At 68.6% G+C, this 16,269-nt stretch carries 18 protein-coding genes, 1 tRNA gene and 1 pseudogene; 5 read left to right on the top strand and 15 right to left on the bottom strand.

The annotated features are described in order from the left end of the window. The 5 genes and pseudogenes from FVE89_RS14530 to FVE89_RS14510 all read right to left on the bottom strand — a co-directional run. A pseudogene (locus tag FVE89_RS14530) lies at positions 1-730 on the bottom strand (glycosyl transferase); the annotation flags it as partial. Between the two features lie 294 nt (positions 731-1,024). Continuing rightward, a complete protein-coding gene (gene argC, locus FVE89_RS14525; protein ID WP_160534648.1) occupies positions 1,025-1,975 on the bottom strand; it encodes an N-acetyl-gamma-glutamyl-phosphate reductase in 951 nt (316 codons plus the stop codon). Positions 1,976-2,244: 269 nt separating this feature from the next. Continuing rightward, positions 2,245-2,730, bottom strand: coding sequence for a 30S ribosomal protein S9 (rpsI, locus tag FVE89_RS14520; protein ID WP_160534647.1), 486 nt, complete (start codon positions 2,728-2,730; stop codon positions 2,245-2,247). Between the two features lie 2 nt (positions 2,731-2,732). Further along, the gene (gene rplM, locus FVE89_RS14515; RefSeq protein WP_160534646.1) at positions 2,733-3,194 is read right to left on the bottom strand and encodes a 50S ribosomal protein L13; all 462 of its coding nucleotides are present in this window, start codon (positions 3,192-3,194) and stop codon (positions 2,733-2,735) included. A 211-nt stretch (positions 3,195-3,405) separates the two neighbouring features. After that, entirely contained in the window at positions 3,406-3,996 is a 591-nt protein-coding gene (locus FVE89_RS14510) for a CoA-binding protein (protein ID WP_202130821.1), read from the bottom strand. A 142-nt stretch (positions 3,997-4,138) separates the two neighbouring features. On the opposite strand from FVE89_RS14510, the gene FVE89_RS14505 reads away from it, so the two are divergent. Continuing rightward, positions 4,139-4,879, top strand: coding sequence for a hypothetical protein (locus tag FVE89_RS14505; RefSeq protein WP_160534645.1), 741 nt, complete (start codon positions 4,139-4,141; stop codon positions 4,877-4,879). A 148-nt stretch (positions 4,880-5,027) separates the two neighbouring features. On the opposite strand, the gene FVE89_RS14500 is transcribed toward FVE89_RS14505, so the two are convergent. Both FVE89_RS14500 and FVE89_RS14495 read right to left on the bottom strand, forming a co-directional pair. Next, on the bottom strand, positions 5,028-6,302 hold the full coding sequence (locus tag FVE89_RS14500; RefSeq protein WP_342389469.1) for a nucleotide sugar dehydrogenase: 1,275 nt from the start codon (positions 6,300-6,302) through the stop codon (positions 5,028-5,030). 182 nt (positions 6,303-6,484) lie between these two features. Then, positions 6,485-6,622, bottom strand: coding sequence for a hypothetical protein (locus tag FVE89_RS14495; RefSeq protein WP_160534643.1), 138 nt, complete (start codon positions 6,620-6,622; stop codon positions 6,485-6,487). Positions 6,623-7,246: 624 nt separating this feature from the next. Here FVE89_RS14495 and FVE89_RS14490 point away from each other — a divergent pair. Next, the gene (locus FVE89_RS14490) at positions 7,247-7,534 is read left to right on the top strand and encodes a hypothetical protein (RefSeq protein WP_160534642.1); all 288 of its coding nucleotides are present in this window, start codon (positions 7,247-7,249) and stop codon (positions 7,532-7,534) included. A 151-nt stretch (positions 7,535-7,685) separates the two neighbouring features. On the opposite strand, the gene FVE89_RS14485 is transcribed toward FVE89_RS14490, so the two are convergent. Both FVE89_RS14485 and FVE89_RS30535 read right to left on the bottom strand, forming a co-directional pair. Then, entirely contained in the window at positions 7,686-7,913 is a 228-nt protein-coding gene (locus tag FVE89_RS14485) for a hypothetical protein (RefSeq protein ID WP_210254058.1), read from the bottom strand. Between the two features lie 127 nt (positions 7,914-8,040). Continuing rightward, a complete protein-coding gene (locus FVE89_RS30535) occupies positions 8,041-8,199 on the bottom strand; it encodes a hypothetical protein (RefSeq protein WP_202130820.1) in 159 nt (52 codons plus the stop codon). Between the two features lie 258 nt (positions 8,200-8,457). Between FVE89_RS30535 and FVE89_RS14480 the strand changes: the two genes are divergently transcribed. Then, entirely contained in the window at positions 8,458-8,763 is a 306-nt protein-coding gene (locus FVE89_RS14480) for a hypothetical protein (RefSeq protein ID WP_160534640.1), read from the top strand. A 4-nt stretch (positions 8,764-8,767) separates the two neighbouring features. Here FVE89_RS14480 and FVE89_RS30755 read toward each other — a convergent pair whose 3' ends face one another. Further along, on the bottom strand, positions 8,768-9,094 hold the full coding sequence (locus FVE89_RS30755; protein WP_210254057.1) for a hypothetical protein: 327 nt from the start codon (positions 9,092-9,094) through the stop codon (positions 8,768-8,770). Between FVE89_RS30755 and FVE89_RS14470 the strand changes: the two genes are divergently transcribed. Continuing rightward, on the top strand, positions 9,093-9,338 hold the full coding sequence (locus tag FVE89_RS14470) for a hypothetical protein (RefSeq protein WP_160534638.1): 246 nt from the start codon (positions 9,093-9,095) through the stop codon (positions 9,336-9,338). The two genes, FVE89_RS30755 and FVE89_RS14470, sit on opposite strands and share 2 nt — an antisense overlap. An 841-nt stretch (positions 9,339-10,179) precedes the next feature. On the opposite strand, the gene FVE89_RS14465 is transcribed toward FVE89_RS14470, so the two are convergent. The 5 genes from FVE89_RS14465 to FVE89_RS14445 form a co-directional block, all read right to left on the bottom strand. Continuing rightward, positions 10,180-10,269 (bottom strand) — tRNA-Ser (locus FVE89_RS14465). 138 nt (positions 10,270-10,407) lie between these two features. Next, complete coding sequence (gene glgX, locus FVE89_RS14460) at positions 10,408-12,666, bottom strand: glycogen debranching protein GlgX (protein WP_160534637.1); 2,259 nt, start codon at positions 12,664-12,666, stop codon at positions 10,408-10,410. Between the two features lie 281 nt (positions 12,667-12,947). Further along, positions 12,948-13,916 (bottom strand): ABC transporter substrate-binding protein, encoded by a 969-nt coding sequence (locus FVE89_RS14455; protein ID WP_160534636.1) that lies wholly within the window; start codon positions 13,914-13,916, stop codon positions 12,948-12,950. Between the two features lie 190 nt (positions 13,917-14,106). Continuing rightward, positions 14,107-14,817: an NUDIX hydrolase gene (locus tag FVE89_RS14450; protein WP_160534635.1), complete on the bottom strand. Its 711-nt coding sequence runs from the start codon at positions 14,815-14,817 to the stop codon at positions 14,107-14,109. Then, a complete protein-coding gene (locus FVE89_RS14445; protein ID WP_160534634.1) occupies positions 14,810-15,694 on the bottom strand; it encodes a PhzF family phenazine biosynthesis protein in 885 nt (294 codons plus the stop codon). Before FVE89_RS14445 ends, FVE89_RS14450 begins: the two co-directional genes overlap by 8 nt. A gap of 134 nt (positions 15,695-15,828) precedes the next feature. Between FVE89_RS14445 and FVE89_RS14440 the strand changes: the two genes are divergently transcribed. After that, positions 15,829-16,269, top strand: coding sequence for a carboxymuconolactone decarboxylase family protein (locus FVE89_RS14440; RefSeq protein WP_160534633.1), 441 nt, complete (start codon positions 15,829-15,831; stop codon positions 16,267-16,269).

Here is a 16,269-nt window from a genome sequence, read left to right as displayed (position 1 = left end):
GCCCGCCCCCGGCCGCCTCCAGGCCGGCCCGGTAGTGGGCGGCGTCGAAGTAGGGCGCCAGCGTCTCGACCCGCAGCGCGAGGCCCGCCGCCCGGTCCGGGTGCGCGGGTCCGCCGTTGAGGACGTAGTGCACCAGCGGGTTCTGGGTGGCGTAGGTGATGGTGCGGGTGAGGCAGTAGGCCAGGGTGTCGAATCGGGGTGCGGGCTCGCGGCCCTCGCGCCAGCCCGAGGCCATGTAGTGCGCGGCCGGGTCGACGCCGGCGGCCTGCAGGTCGGGGTTGGCGGCGAGGTAGAACGGCCCGTCGACCAGCCGCCGGGCGAGGCGCAGGGCTTCCTCGGTGTCGGGCCGGGGCAGGGTCGCCGTGCCGGCCGCGGCGAGGCTGCCGGCGCGGCGCACGAGGGCGTGCAGGAACGGGTTGATGCCGGCGCGGGCGAGATGGGGGTGCGCGGCGAGGTAGGCGGCGCAGGAGAAGTCGGGCCGCGGGTCGCGGCCCTCGCGCCAGCCGTGGACGAGGAAGTCGCGCACGGGATCGGCGGTGATGCCGTACCATGTGGCGTAGAAGGCGGCGTCGACGTGAGGCTTGAGCGCGGCGATCTGCGCCTCGGCGCTGGCGAAGTCGTGGGCCGGCGGCAGAGCGGGGCCGGCGAGGCGGCGCAGCAGCGGGGTGCCGCGCGCCCGCACCCAGCGTGAGACCGGCCCGCGGGGGTACAAAGCTGTCAGCCGCGTCACGCGATCAATCTCACCAAGCCGCTCCCTCGGCCTTCCCGACCCGCTCCTGGATCCTGACCGACCGACGCGGCGTGCGTGTCTCAAGGCGGATCGGGCGCAGGCGCGTGAGGGCAAATTTACCGCGCGCCATCGTCGAGCACCCGCCCTATCGGATCACCGGCACGCGGTAAACACGCCCGGGGCCTTTCGCGGGTCCAGGGCAGAGCTTTGGTCAAGGTCTCAGGGCTCTGCCCTGAGAACCCGCCAGAGGGTTGAAGCCCTTTGGAAACCCGGGATCGCGGGTCGAACAGACTCTCAGCCGTCGAGGCCGAGCATCAGCCCGAGATTCTGTACCGCCGCCCCGGAGGCACCCTTGCCGAGATTATCGAGGCGGGCCACCAGCACCGCCTGCCCGTGCTCGGCCGAGCCGAATACGCGCAGCTCCAGCCGGTCGGTGTCGTTGAGATCCTCCGGCTCGATCTTTTCGCGATGGGCGCCCGTGGCGGCGCCGGGCACGACCTGCACCAGCGGCCGGTCGGCGTACCAGTCGCGCAGCGCAGCCTCCAGGTCTGCGGCCGAGGGCTTGCCCGGCAGCGCGTCGAGGTGGAGCGGCACGCTCACCAGCATGCCCTGCCGGAAATTGCCCACGGACGGCACGAAGATCGGCCGCCGGGCGAGCCCGCTGTAAAGCTGCAGCTCCGGCACGTGCTTGTGGGTGAAGCCGAGGCCGTAGAGCTGGAACGGGGGCGCCGCGCCCTGCTCGTAGGCCTCGATCATGCTCTTGCCGCCGCCGCTGTAGCCGCTGACCGCGTTGACGCTGATCGGGTGATCGGCCGGGATCAGCCCGCCCTCGACCAGGGGTCGCAGGAGCGCGATGCCGCCGGTCGGATAGCAGCCGGGATTGGCCACCCGCCGGGCGCTGGCGATCGCCGCACCCTGCTCCCGGGTCATCTCCGGGAAGCCGTAGGTCCAGCCCTCGGCGACCCGATGGGCCGTGCTGGCGTCGAGGATGCGCGGACCGCCGCCGGGCAGGCTGTCGGCGAGCGCCACCGTCTCCTTCGCGGCCGCGTCGGGTAAGCACAGCACGACCAGATCCACTTCGGCCAGCAGGGCGCGCTTGGCTTCCGGATCCTTCCGGTGCTCGGGCGCGATGCTGCGCAGGGCGACCCGCCCGTCGCGCTCCAGGCGCTCGCGGATGCCGAGACCGGTCGTGCCGGCCTCGCCGTCGATGAACACGGTGGGCTTTCTCGCGCCGTCGCCAGCCATCGTCCGTCTCGCTCTTGAAAGAGTCCCATGCGCCGCCCGAGTCGGGCATGGCTGTCCAGGTGATCGCGCTGCACCATCGTGTCAACGGCAGCAGCAGGCTCGAGGGCATCGTCCAGGCGGCCGAAACCGCTGCGATATTCTCAAGCCGTGTCTTTGCATCATCTCCGTTCGAAAGCCGGTGGCCACCGTTCGGGATGATGCCCCAGAAACGCGAAAGGGCGGCCCCCGCAGGAGCCGCCCTCTCCGTGACACCTGTGTGACCGGGTGTCTTAACGCTTGGAGAACTGGAAGCTGCGGCGGGCCTTCTTGCGGCCGTACTTCTTACGCTCGACCACGCGGGCATCGCGGGTGAGGAAGCCCTCGCGCTTCAGCGGCGCGCGCAGCTCCGGCTCGTAGTAGGTCAGGGCCTTCGACAGGCCGTGGCGCACGGCGCCGGCCTGACCCGAGAGGCCGCCGCCCGCCACCGTGACGGTGATGTCGTACTGGTCGACGCGGTTGGCGATCTCCAGCGGCTGGCGCAGGATCATGCGCAGCACCGGACGGGCGAAGTAGGTCTCCACCGGGCGCTTGTTGATCGTGACCGTGCCCTTGCCGGGCTTGATCCAGACGCGGGCGACCGCGTCCTTGCGCTTGCCGGTGGCGTAGGCACGCCCCTGGGCGTCCAGCTTCTGGACGTGGACGGGGGCCTCGTTGGCGGGATCGACCGCGCCGGTATTCGCCCGGTTGAGGTCGGCGAGGGACTGCAGGGTCGCCATGATCAAGCGCTCACGTTCTTGCGGTTGAGGGCGCCGACGTCGAGCGCCTGCGGCTGCTGGGCCTCGTGCGGGTGCTCGGCGCCCTTGTAGACGCGGAGATTGCCGAGGATCTGACGGAAGAGCGGGCCGCGGGGCAGCATGCGCTCGACGGCCTTCTCGACCACGCGCTCGGGGAACCGGCCCTCGAGGATGAACTTGGCCGTGCGCTCCTTGATGCCGCCCGGATAGCCCGTGTGGTAGAAGTAGCTCTTCTGATTGTACTTACGCCCGGTGAACTTCACCTTCTCGGCGTTGATGACGATGACGTTGTCGCCGCAATCGACGTGGGGCGTGTAGGCGGCCTTGTGCTTGCCGCGCAGGCGCATCGCCACGATCGAAGCGAGACGGCCGACGACGAGGCCCTCCGCGTCGATCACGATCCACTTCTTGTCGACCTCGGCGGGCTTCAGCGAGGTGGTCTTCATAGCCAAATCCCAGGGGTTCCGACGGATCCGGCCCCGACTGGCGGGACCGTCAGGCATCGGGGTGCCGAAAAAGGAGCCGCCGCGTGGGGGACACGCGGCGGCGGTGCCGGGTGCATAGCCGGACCCGGTTGCAGGGTCAACAGCGAAATGAATTTTTCTGGAAAACGAAGACTTCAGAATGACTTAGTGTTTGCGGTATCAGAATACCGCATCAGTCGCCGCGCCGGCCCCGCTCGGCGATTGTGAGCTTCTGGACACCCTTGGCGGCCAGCACGGGCTTCCGTGCGCTGAGGATGCGGGAATTTACCCCCGTCCAGCCGATCTCGCCCGAGAGCCGCCCGTACTCGATCTTGGGGCAGCGGTTCATGATCACCGTGAGGCCCCGCGCCTCGGCCCGGGCGGCGGCCGCGTCGTCGCGCACGCCGAGCTGCATCCAGATGACCTTGGGCAGGGGCGAGAGGGCCAGCGCCTCGTCGACCAGCGGTCCGGCGGCGGCCGAATTGCGGAAGATCTCGACCATGTCGATCGGCTGGTCGCCCAGGCAGGCCTGCACCTCGGCGAGCGTTGCCGCGACCCGGCGGCCGAGCAGGTCCTGGCCGGCGAGGCCGGGATTGACCGGGGTCACCGCGTAGCCCCGATCGAGCAGGTATTTCAGCACGATCCAGCTCGGGCGGGCGGGGTTGGCCGAGGCCCCCACCAGCGCGATCGTGCGCGTGTCGTTCAGGATCGCGCGAATCCGCGCGTCCGGGTAGCGCGCGTGCCGGTCTGCAACCGTGCCGGGTTCGTCGCCTGTCGGCGGCATGGCGCGCCTCGTCCTCTGCTCGAACACGCACACTACCCGCGGCGTCGATGTCGTGTACGCAACTTGTACGTTCCTATCAATCTGAGGTCGGATAAACTAGGATGCACTGAGTTGCGCGACCTCCTGCGAAGGTGACTGTACGATGTTTTCGGCGTTCAGTGCGTATATATTTCGCAACTATGATAGAAAATCCGATCCGACGAGGCTGTCAAACGGCATATCGGCGCCCAGCCTGTCCGAGGCGAATAAGAGTCGTGGACAGGACGTAGCCAACGGCAAGCTCAACCCGAGAGAATCCTTCTCCAAGGTCGCCCTGCGGGCAAGAGCGTTCCTGGACGAAGCTTACATCCGTCTCAACAAGGCGGCAGATCGCCATACGACCGAGAAGGAATGGCGGGAAGCCATCAAGATCGGTAAGCTGGACAGACGAACGCTCTATGCGATCAAGAGCAATCAGGGCGGCCTGTTCTCGGAGGCCGAGATCAAGGCGGCAAGCCTGCCCGTCGAGGATCTGCTCAAGGCGGCAACGGCCGCCGCCGATCCGAAGGGCAAGGATCCGGCCGCCGCGTTCAAGGCCTCGATCGGTGTCCTGGATGGCGCGTCCACCGAGGAGAAGGTGTCCCTGTCCTGGGTAACGGCGCGAGCCAGAGCGCAATGGGGCTACGAGAACGCGATGCGCGAAACGCATCCCCACCGCATGCCGGCCAATGTCAAGACGAACAATCCTGTCGTCGATCTGTTCGTCAAAGCCTGGGGCGAATATTCCGCGAGCAAGGATAGCCTGGACGGCGTGGAAGACACGCCATCATGGGCGAAGGCCATGTCGCTCTGGCGCGTTCAAGAAAGCAGACGGGCGGATCCGCAGACAATCGGGTATCTGTGAATCGCTTTCGGCATCGATGCAGGCCGGGAATCGACAGGGCCGCTCGATCTTGAGGTGTCCGTCGCGGCCTCTCCGGCCGCGCAGGTTTTCAGGTGCCGCCCCTTCGATGGGTCTGGCGCTGGAATGGCGGCCGTGCGGTCCCGGCGCGCTACAGCCGCCAGACCGCGAAGCCCAGCCGCTCGAAGGTCGACCTCTCGTGGAGCGCCTTCACGTCGACCACCAACCCCCCGGGCCGCAACCGAGCGGTGATCGCCTCCGGCCCCAGCCGGGCGTAATCCTGATGCGGGACGGCGATCACGACCGCGTCCGCCGCGCCGGGCAGGTCGTCCCAGTCGGTCAGCGCGATCCCGTACTCGGCCCGGGCCTCGGCGGCGCTGGCGCGGGGATCGTGGACCGCGACGGTGCAGCCGAATTCCTCCAGCTCCCGGACGAGGTCGGCGACCTTGGAGTTGCGCAAATCCGAACAATTCTCCTTGAAGGTCAGGCCGAGCACGATGACCCGCCCGCCGCCCGGGCCCCCTCCCCCGCGGACGATCCGCTTGACCGTCCCGCGGGCGACATGCGCGGCCATGCTGTCGTTGATGCGCCGCCCGGCCAGGATCACCTGCGGGTGATGGCCGATCATCGCGGCCTTGTGGGTCAGGTAGTAGGGATCGACCCCGATGCAGTGGCCGCCGACGAGGCCCGGGCGGAAGGGCAAAAAATTCCACTTGGTCTCGGCCGCTTCGAGCACCTCCAGCGTGTCGAGCCCGAGCTTGTCGAAGATCAGCGACAGCTCGTTCATAAGGGCGATGTTCAGGTCGCGCTGGGTGTTCTCGATGACCTTGGCGGCCTCCGCGACCCGGATCGACGCCGTGGCGTGGATCCCGGCCTCGATGATCGATCCGTAAAGGGTCCCGAGCCGCGCCAGGGTCTCTTGGGTATCGCCCGAGACGATCTTCACCACCCGGGCGAGGCTGTGCTCCCGGTCGCCCGGGTTGATCCGCTCCGGGGAGTAGCCGACGAAGAAATCCGTTTTCCAGCGCAAGCCGGAGGAGCGCTCCAGCACGGGGATGCAGATCTCCTCGGTGGCGCCGGGATAGACGGTGGATTCGAACACCACGATCGCCCCGGGGCGCATGTGCTGCCCGACCAGGGCGGCGGCCTTGATCAGCAGATCGAAATCCGGCCGCTGGGCCGCATCGACGGGGGTCGGGACCGTCACGATGATGATGTCGGCCGCCGACAGCGCGGCGGGGTCGTCGGTGACCGTGAGGTGCCGGGCGGATTCGAACGTGGCCGCGTCGACCTCGCCCGCCGGGTCGCGCCCGGCGCGGTAGGCCGCCACCTTGTCGGCGGATTGCTCGTAGCCGATCGTGATCCGCGTTCGGCCGAAGGCCAGGGCGAGGGGAAGCCCGACATAGCCCAGGCCGACGACTGCCACGCTCTCCGCCACGCCGAATCCCTCAGCGGACGCCAGAGGCTCCGATCACGCGCCGATCGCTGCGCCGCCCGCCGGGCGCGTATAGGGGGGCCACGGGCCGGCGTCGATCCGAATCACCGCCGAGGCGGTGGGCAGCCCGGGCGCCCCGCATGTCCCGGGCTTCCGGCCCGGTGCCTGACTCCTCAGCCTTCCGTCTCGACGGGCTCATCCCGTTCGATCCGACGGGGACGGATCGCCGGCACGGAAGCGGCGATGACGATCCGGACCGCCGTTCCGAGGATGGCGATCGCGGCGCAGATGAGGAGGAGGGTGTCGAGCACGGTGTTCAGATCAGGGATCGGCCAGCCCGGTGATGCCGGGCGGCACGCTGGCGGGCACGCGTGTTGTGGAGGCGCCGCATCTGTTCCTGCTGAAGCAGATCCTCGTGCAGCGGATGAAGGGCCGGCGCTGACGGAAGCGGGGCATCTGCGCGGTCATCGCCCTGGGGATAGACTGGTTTCATGGCCGCCCTCCTCAGTAGTATCTGCGGATGAGCTTAGCCAATTGTAGATCAATTGCAACCCTGTCAGCCCAGTAGGTCGGGCGTATGGCGAAACCGGGCTGGGTTCAGCGCACCGTGGCGGGTCTGAACGCGTGGGAGTCGGACCGTGGCATGCGCGGCTCGGTTGTGCCGGGCGCCGCGACGGTGACGGTGGTCCGCCCGCACGGGCGGGACTCGCGGGCGATGCTGCCGTCGCCGACCCGCAGGCGCAACCGCCCGCTCTGGAACCTTCGGATTGCGGTCAAGCCGCCGAAATATCGGATCGAAGCTTGGCCTTCATCCGAATTCCTAACGGTTATAAACGGAGGAAACGTTTCCGTTAACAGGTTCTTAACGCTTTGATCATAAGTTCCGGATGAGGGCCGACCGCTGGGGTCCGCTCCCCCTATCGGGCGAGATTCCGATGCTCTTCGTAGTCGCGGCAGCGCTGGGTGGCGGCGTGGCGACGGCCGCTCTCCTGGGTCCGATCAGCCCGCTCGCCGCGCTGATCACCGCCCCGTTCATCGCGAGCGCCACGGCCCTCCTGGCCAGCTTCCTGGTGGCCTGGCGCGGAAGCCGCGACGGGTGGGAGACGCCGATCCGCGACAGGCAGACCGACGCGATGGTGGCGGCGCTTCGGACGCTCGCCGAGCAGGCCAAGCCCGCCGCTCCGGCTCCGCAGACCTCCGCCGATCGTCACCGGGTCGCCTGACGATCGGAGCGCCCGCCGTCGAAGCGGCTGGTCGGCGCAAGGACGTCCATCACAAGATGGGCTCAGAGCGCTCTCCGCCGAAGTGGAAACCGGTTCGGCGCAAGAGAGCGCGTTGAAACAAAGGCTTAGAGCCGCGCCCGATCGCCTCTGGTCACGCTGCGGGAGCGGCGGCCGTTCGCGCGCCGTGGCTCGGCATGCGCGTGCCCATTGCGCGGACAGAGGCGGCGCGCGCCATCAGGCGTTCGGCGAGGGCGCTGCCCGGGTGCCGGCAGGCCAATGCGCGGGCCGTGACTTCCATCGTCTCCGGCTCAAGGCCCCATTGAAGCTGCTCTTCCGCGGAGACGAGCAACCTCCAGAACGGGATGAATTCGTCCGACATTGGCACAGATTCCCGGGCGACCGACGTATTGCCGGGTTCATTGCAAAGATCGGGACCATTGCCGGGCGTGCGGCCCCAGGTGGAACCCATCCGGGCCGGGTGGCCGAAACGCACGAATCGGCGCGGATCAGGAGGCCAGCGCGAAGGTCGCGCCCGCGAAGCCGAGGCCGGCCAGGAACAGGCTCCCGCCCATTACCTCGAGGATGGCACGGTAGCGCGGGGACCACAGGGACCCGGCCGCCATGCTGGTGCCGGCGACGACGCAGAATACGCCCAGCGACATCATGACGGCCTCCGCGGGTTTCCGCACCGCGACGATTACGGTTGTGGAGATGCGTTGTTCCGGGGCGTGCGCGCTGTCGACAGGTTAAACCACTGTCCGGATGCCTCTCTATCCGGTGCGCGCAAGGGATCTTGAATTGAGACTCCCTGCCGACCGGGAGCACCTTTGCTTACGGCGCGGCAGATCTGCCGCATGTTAGTGAACGCGCGTCGGCCCTGTGCGAGGCTTACGGTCAGTCTTCGTGTATGTGTTGAGAGTGGCATGATTGAGCATGCGCCACGGATCGCCAAGGAGTTTCACGTCGGCGCGGGCGGTGAGCGGTATGCGCTGACGCGAGATCTGACAACCGGCGAGCCCTATGTGGTGCACCGCCCCAGCGACGACGGACCGGAGGTTCAGCTGGATCTCGGCGCGTTCCTCGTGCTGTTCCGCGGCCGGGAACGAGACGACCTGCTGCAGCTGATCGCGTCGCTGCTGCCGGACGACGCGATCGCGGTCGAAGCGCCACCCTATGGCAGCCGGCCAGCCCGGTTCATGGCGCGCTGGCTGCCGAATCGGCAGGATTGACCGTTCAGGATCCGAACAGGGCGACGACCACACCGACGAGCGTGCCGCCCGCAATCGGCGCGAACAGGGCCAGGACCGAGATCAGGATGATGAGCGTGATGGCGGCGTTCTCCCGCCGCTTGGCTCCCGGATCCGGTCGCCGCGGCGGCTCCCACGGGGGCGGAACGGATCGGTTCTCGGGCGGAACGAACATCGGCGCCCTTTCGATAGCGTGAGCCGCGGCAGGAAGCCAACGCCCTGCGCGCGCGGTTGTGTCGTCACCGCGGCGATCATCCGCTGCCAGATTGCCTCCTGCCGCGTTGTCCCACCCGAAATGCAGGAGACGGCGCATGGCCTACGTGACGATCGAGAAGGACGGCGAGCCCTGGATGCTCTGCCATTCGACCCATGCTGGCGAGATCGAGCGGCGGATCGAGGCCGCCAAGGCGGAGGCGCCGACGGCGACCTTCACGCAGCGGCCCTCGACCCCGATCGAGAGCCAGCACTGCGCGGACGCCATGGACGCGCAGGACGGCGTCGTCGAGGACCCGTTCAAATTCTTCGCCTACCGGGTCGTCGACGATTCGATCGTCTGAGGGTCGGCGTGAAGGCCGGCGTCGCGATCCGCGTGCGGGGGCAGGGTCATAACGGCTCCGGTTCCGCGCCATCCTGGACGGGCAGCGGGACGCGTAACGAGGCCCAGACCCTGTGAAGGGACGTCGCGTGAGGGGGACCGATCGGTGCTTCGGGGCGCGGGCGGCTCTCCCGTCACGGGCGTCCTGCGGCGCGATCATGGGAGCCGGAGGCTTCCACGCCCCCGCGTGTTGAGCGGAGGATCGCGTGGGCGTGGAAGGCCAGCCCTCGGCCGGTGCAAGAGGGATAGGCTCGTATGGTTAACCGTCTCTTACCGACAGGGCGGCCGCCGGTTCTCCACGTCGCGAAGCGCGCATTGGGTTTGAAATTCAGCAACCAGACCCTCCCTGGCCGCCGAGGGGTAGGCCGAGGGAGCTGGCGGTCGAAAACCGTCGGCCCGTGATCAATGCCAGCCTTCACGAGCCTAGCGTGTAACGTTTTGTAACGATCGTGGCGCCGGTATGCCCGGACATCCTGCGGGGACGGAGGTCATCCATGCCCGCCCTGGTAAGCGAGGGGAGACACGGGAGGCGGGCGTGTTGGTCAGCGTGAGGCGGCAACCTGAAGCTACCGCGGCCGCCTTACACGCATCCTTTGTTGAACTCGACGGCGCCGATCGCCGCGCCGGAATCAGTCGACATGCGGATGAGCACGTCGACCAACGCATCCTGCCCGGTCCGCAGGAAGCATCTCCGCCAGAACCCAGCGCTTGCGCCTCCGAAGCGCGCGGCGCGTCCGTTGCTCTGTCTGCAGCATGACGGCGGAGACCGCTGATCCCGAGGAACTGACAGCTTGCGGGTCAGATGGCGGAGGGAGCGGGATTCGAACCCGCGATACCGTTTCCGGTATACACACTTTCCAGGCGTGCGCCTTCAACCACTCGGCCACCCCTCCGTCCGCGGACCGGGCGCCCGGGCGCAGGCGGGCGCCGGGCGCAGCCAGGGCCGCGCGGTGCCGTGCTGTTAGCCGGGTGCGCCGCCGGGCGCAAGGCATCAGAGCCGGGCAGTATGAAAACCGCCCGGCCCGAGTCCCTCAACCCTCCGCGTTGAGGTGGAAGCGGACGGTCTCGACATTCGCCCGCTCGAAGGCCTGCATCACGTGCTGGTACGAGCGCTCCATGGCATTGTCGCCGTCGCCGGGGCTGTCCTCGGGCTTCAGCACGAACATCAGGAGTGAGCGGCCGGTGACATCGTAGCCATTGCCGAACGGGAAGCTCTCCACGTCCTGACTGTCGGGCAGGTTCGTGTCGAGGAGGCGCGTCCAGGCCACGCCGCCGACCGATTCCGGCAGCGTGAACGTCACGAGGTCGTGGTAGGCGTTGAACATGATCAGCAGGGTCGCGTCGCCGCCGCGACGGTGAAGCCCCGTCGCCTGGGCGCGCCCGTCGAGCTGGACCGCGAAGGCCCGGGCCTCCCCGTCCGACCAGTTCTCGCTCGCCATCTCGCTGCCGTCCGGGCGCAGCCACGTCACGTCCTTGACGCCGAACTCCTCGTCGTACTGGCCGGTCAGGAACCGCCCGCGGCTCAGGATCGGCAGGGCGTTGCGCAGGATGACGAGGCGCTGCGTGAATTCGGCGAGGTCCCGCTCCTCGGCGCCGATCGCCCCCCAGTCGAGCCAGGAGACCTCGTTGTCCTGGCAATAGGCGTTGTTGTTGCCCTGCTGCGTGCGGGCGAACTCGTCGCCGGCGAGCAGCATCGGCGTGCCGCGGGACAGGAACAGGGTCGCCAGCATGTTGCGCATCTGGCGCAGGCGCGTGGCCCGGATCTCCGGATCGTCGGTCGGGCCCTCGACCCCGTAATTGTACGAGAGGTTGTGCGAATGGCCGTCGCGATTGCCCTCGCCGTTCGCCTCGTTGTGCTTGTCGTTGTACGAGACCGTGTCGTGCAGAGTGAAGCCGTCATGGGCGGTGAGGAAGTTCACCGAGGCCCAGGGCTTGCGCCCGCGCTTGTTGAACTTGTCGGCCGAGCCGGCGATGCGCGCCGCCATATCGGGCAAGAGGCCGGCATCGCCCTTCCAGTAGGCGCGGACATCGTCGCGGAACCGGTCGTTCCACTCGGCCCAGCCGGGCGGGAAGCCGCCGACCTGATAGCCGCCCGGGCCGCAATCCCACGGCTCGGCGATGAGCTTGACGTTGTTGAGCACCGGATCCTGCCGGCAGGTGTCGAGGAAGCCGCCGCCCTCGTCGAACCCGTAGGGCTCGCGGCCGAGGATCGTGGCGAGGTCGAAGCGGAAGCCGTCGACCTGCATCTCCTGCGCCCAGTAGCGCAGGGAATCGGTCACCAGCTGCAGCACCCGCGGATGCGACAGGTTGAAGGTGTTTCCGGTGCCGGTATCGTTGATGTAGTAGCGCGGCTCGTTGGGCAGCAGCCGGTAGTAGGAGGCGTTGTCGACGCCCTTGAACGACAGGGTCGGGCCCTTCTCGTTGCCCTCGGCGGTGTGGTTGTAGACAACGTCGAGGATCACCTCGAGGCCGGCGCCGTGGAAGCGCGAGACCATCTCCTTGAATTCGGAGAAGGCGAAGTCCGGCACCGCGGCGTAGCGCCGGGCGGGCGTGAAGAACGAGATCGTGTTGTAGCCCCAGTAATTCACCAGGCCCTTCTGTTCGAGGTAATCGTCCTGCACGAAGGAATGGACCGGCAGCAGCTCCACCGAGGTGACGCCGAGGCTCTTGATGTAGTCGAGCACGTCCCGGGTGCCGAGGCCGGCATAGGTGCCGCGCAGCTTCTCCGGCACACGTGGGTCGAGCTTGGTCATGCCCTTGACGTGGGTCTCGTAGAAGATGGTCTTCTCCCACGGGACGTGCGGCTTCTGGTGCCGCCCCCAGGTGAAGGCCGGGTCGATCACCCGCGAGCGGCGGGTGTAGGGGGCGCTGTCCCGCTCGTCGAAGGTCAGGTCGTCGCCCGATTCCATCTGGTAGCCGAACAGGGCCGGGTTCCAGGTGATCGAGCCGACGAGCCCCTTGGCGTAGGGGTCGATCAAGAGCTTGTTATGGTTGAACCGGTGGCCGGCCTTCGGCTCGTAGGGGCCGTGGACCCGGTAGCCGTAGATCGTGCCGGGGCGTGCGTCGGGCAGGTAGCCGTGCCAGATCTCGTCCGTATACTCGGGCAGCTCGATCCGCTCGATCTCCCGCTCGCCCTGGTCGTCGAACAGGCAGAGCTCGACCTTGGTGGCGTGGGCCGAGAACAGCGCGAAATTGACCCCGAGCCCGTCCCAGGTGGCGCCGAGCGGATAGGGTTGGCCTTCCTCGATGCGCGAGCGGGACTGCGACGAGGGACGTCGGGAATCGGACATGGACACTCCGGGATTCCGCCCGCCGGCCGGCGCCGCGTCGGGGGATGTACCGGGTGAACGTGCCGGCCACGGCGAAGCTCCCCGGGAGCGGTAAAATTTGCTCAGGATGCGGATGGGGGCTGTTCAGTCTGTTGCCTCTGCCCGCTGGAGGCCGACATTGGGTCAGGCGACGATCAGCACGTCCGCTCGGAAAGGTGCCGTGCCGACAACCGGGCGCCAAACGTCATCCTCCGGGCCGCGCCGCTGGCAGAGGGCGTCTGGCCGTACCTGAGCGCGCCGCTTCAGTTCGACGCCGCGGCCGTAAAGCTCCGGTCGAGCGCCGGGCCGACATCGAGCCGCTTCGACAGAATGCCGTAGCGCGTCGCCCGGTCGGAGGCCTCCTGAACCTCCTGCACGACGGCCGCGTCGATCACGATCGGGCTCGTCCGCTGCGCCGTGTAGGCCGAGAACAGGACGTCCTCCGGCAGCCTGGTCAGGCCGGCCGTGGTCCGGGCGTATGCGGCGATGTGGTCGAGCGACCAGAGCCGCGCCCTGTTCAGGCGGTCCAGGAGATCCTGCACCGCCGCCCGCTTGGTGGCGATGGCGCTGTCGGATGCCACGATGAAGGTGATGGTCGGGGTCAGGCCCGTGCCGTCGGCGATCGGGCGCGCCCTGTCCTTGAGCGTCGCGAACGAGACGTAGGGCTCCCAGACCGCCCAGGCATCGACCGAGCCGGCCATCAGCGCCACCTTGGCGTCGACGGGATTGAGCGGCGCGAAGGTGGCGTCCTCCGGCTTGATCCCCGCCTTCTCCAGGGTCGCGCTGATCAGGAACTGGCCCCAGCCGCCGCGGGTGCCGGCGAGCCGCTTCCCCTTGAGATCGGCGGCCGACCGGATCGGCGAGTCCTCCCGGACCAGGATCGCCTGCGTCCGCGCGTCCGACCGGGTCCCGCCGATCGCCTTGATCGGCGCGCCGGCCGCGTAGGCCGTGAGGAAGGAGAGATCGCCGGTATAGCCGACATCGAGGGCGCCGGCGTTCAGCGCCTCCAGGATCGGCGCCGCGGCGGGGAATTCCGACCATTCGATCCGGTAGGGCAGATCCTTGGCGAGGCCGGCGATCTCCAGGAGCGCGCGGTTGCCGCCCTTCTGGTCGCCGACGCGCAGAACCACCGCCTCGGCCGCGAACGCGGCGGCCGAGGCCAGCGTCACGGCGGCGAGCAGGCACGCCGCGAATCCGAAGCTGGCGAGACGGGCATGGGATCGGATGCGCATGGGACCGGCCATTGTGTCGGGCTCGCAGCGCGCGGGCCTTTTCGGGGGATGTCCGATCCTTCTGCTTGTGTCGGGGGCGGTCAATGAAATGAAGGTCTGTATTGCCGTCGCATCGGGCAAGAATATCCTGCCGCGCTGAGCCCCGCGAGAAGACGGGCTCCTTCGGCCGGGCGTGGGGCGCGGATGCGCGTCAGGCCCCGCGCGAAAACGCCTCCGCCAGATAGGCCCGGACGAAGCCCGGCATCCGGGCCGGGTCGATCTCCGCGGCGCTGCGCACGCTGTGCATCCCGGCGAGTTCCGGCTCGGCCTCGCGCCGGAGGTGGTCCGCGATGCGCGCCTCGATCATTGCGGCCGGCTCCGGGAAGCGCACGGGGCGCAGGAAGGCGAGCTGGTTCTCGCCCTCGAGCATGACCCATTCCGTGTCGGCCTCCGCGGGCAGCGCGAGGCCGGTCTCCTCGGCGAGTTCCCGGGCGGCGCTGCCGGTGAGATCGACGCTGTCGCCGCGCACGTCGTCCGGGTCCGGGGTGCCGCAGGGGAAGTAGAGCTGGCCGGCATTGGCCGTGTGGGCGCCCATCTGGCCGAGCAGGACCGCGCCGTCCGCCGTCCAGGGGACGATCGCCGCGAAGGCGTTGCGGATCTGCGGATCGGCGTGCCGGATGTGCCGGTAGTAGGTGAAGGTGGAATAGCGCGTCGCGAACAGGTCGAGCCGGGCGATCCCGTCCACGACGTCGTGGGCGCAGCACAGCAGGACGGTACCGTCGAACATGCCGGGGCTGCGGGCGATCCGGTCCCGCCAATGCGCCGCGATGGCCTCGGCATGCACCCGCGGAAACGCCCAGTCGTGATCGACGAACCGCGCCGTCACGTCGGCCAGCTTCGTGCTGCGGAACCCCTCAGACATGCAGGGTGCCGTCCGCCACGATCACGGCCGCGCCGCCGATTTCCACGCCCTGCAGGGCACCCGCCTCGACGGTGAGCTGGAGCGCGATCGTGCTCGGCCGGCCCATGACCTGGCCCTGGCGGATCGTCACGTCGTGGGTGCCCTCGCCCAGGGTCTCGAACTGCATCAGCACCCCCGCGAAGGCGGAAGCCGCCGCGCCGGTGGCCGGATCCTCCGGAACGCCGAGATCCGGCGCGAACATCCGCACGCGCCAGCTCTGGCCCGTTCCCTCGGGATCGGGCGTGTAGAGGTAGAGCCCGTCCCCCGCCTCCGGCGCCTGGGCCGGCCGGGCGGCGTCGAGGGCCGCAACGGAGGCGATCGGCACGCAGGTGAAGCGGGGGCCGACCCCGTGGCGGCTCGGCGCGTGCCGGCCGGTGCCGATATCGCCGGGTTGAAGACCAAGGAGCGGCGTCAGGATCTCGGGTTCGGGCCCGGGGCCAAGGTAGTCCGGCAGGACCGGCAGCCGGAACCGCGCCCGGCCGCCCGTGCCGTCATCCAGGGTCTCGACCACGCAGGGCACGATCCCGATCTCCTCCTCCAGGCCGAAGGCGCGGGCATCGCCCCGGGTGGGCTCCTGCAGGGCCAGCAGCACCGCTGTGCCCACCGTCGGGTGGCCCGCGAAGGGCAGCTCCCGGCCGGGGGTGAAGATGCGCAGGCGCGCCCGGTGGCGGGACTCGGCGGGCGGCAGCACGAACACCGTCTCGGACAGGTTGAACTCCCGCGCGATGGCCTGCATGGCGGCCGTGTCGAGGCCGTCCGAATCGAGCACCACGGCGAGCGGGTTGCCGGTGAGCCGGTGCTCGGTGAACACGTCGAGGGTGACGAAGCGGCGCGCCATCGGATCGGACCTTCCTGTTTTCGCTGCGGATCCCGAACTCAGCGCCGGAGCGTTGCGCAGGGCTTCGTCAGGATCATGGCGCCCTGGGAAAAAATGCTATCCTCTTGGGATGCAGCCTGACTGTGGAATCGCCAATGTCGGCCAAGCGCCTAGCGCCCCAGAAAACCTCGCCGGACCTCTACAGGGCGGTCATCCAAGTGGACAGCCTGATTCGCCGGTCGGAACTCGATCCGAAGCTGATGGAACTTGTGAAGATCCGCGCGTCTCAGATCAATGGCTGCGGCTTCTGCCTCGACATGCACATCCAGGCCGCTCGAAAGCTCGGCGAAGATCAGAGGCGCCTGGACGTCCTGGCCGGCTGGCGGGAAACGGACCTGTTCACTTCCGCCGAAAAGGCTGCCCTGGCCTGGACGGAGAGCGTGACGCGTATCGACCAAGCGGGGGCGGACGATGCCGCGTACGAGCGGCTGCGGCAGCATTTCGATGAGAAGGCGACCGTCGATCTGACGATCCTGATCGGCTTGATCAACCTCTTCAACCGCCTCGCCATTTCGATGCGGTATATGGTTGCGTGA

Source organism: Methylobacterium sp. 2A (assembly GCF_009806555.1).
Classification (GTDB): Bacteria; Pseudomonadota; Alphaproteobacteria; order Rhizobiales; family Beijerinckiaceae; genus Methylobacterium.
Note: the sequence above shows the minus strand (reverse complement) of the source record. Positions and strands in the feature narration are given on the sequence as shown.